Raw genomic sequence first — 383 nt, 5'->3', positions numbered from 1 at the left:
CGGCGCGGTTCGAGATCAGCGAAGGTGAACAGCATGCAGGGCTGATCGCCCATATCGATGGGCTGGCCCGCGACGATCACCAGCTTGGTGCTGCCGTCCGGCAGTTCCAGCTCCGCCTCCATCTGCGGGACGGTCCGACCCTCCCCAAGCCGTTCCTTCGCGAGATCACGCTTTTCGGCACCGCGCAGCACGTCGATGTCGTACACGGTCCTGCACAGTACCTGGTCGCGGTGGTGGCCGGTCATGTCGAGAAAGCCCTGATTGACCTTGACGTATCGCAAGTCGCTCAGCCGGCAGATGATCGCCGGCGCGGGATTGGCGTTGAACGACTGTTCGAACCGATCCTCCGCCTCATACCGGGCGGAGACGTCCTGGATGATCAG

Annotated in this window: 1 protein-coding gene; it reads right to left on the bottom strand. The window is 63.4% G+C overall.

The window, feature by feature from the left end; translation table 11 throughout:
• On the bottom strand, positions 1-383 hold a 383-nt coding region (locus AC0IYH_RS29035), incomplete at both ends, for a PAS domain S-box protein (RefSeq protein ID WP_471837457.1).

This window comes from Pseudomonas sp. AC463, from assembly GCF_979253585.1.
This window is presented reverse-complemented; position numbering and strand designations above follow the sequence as displayed.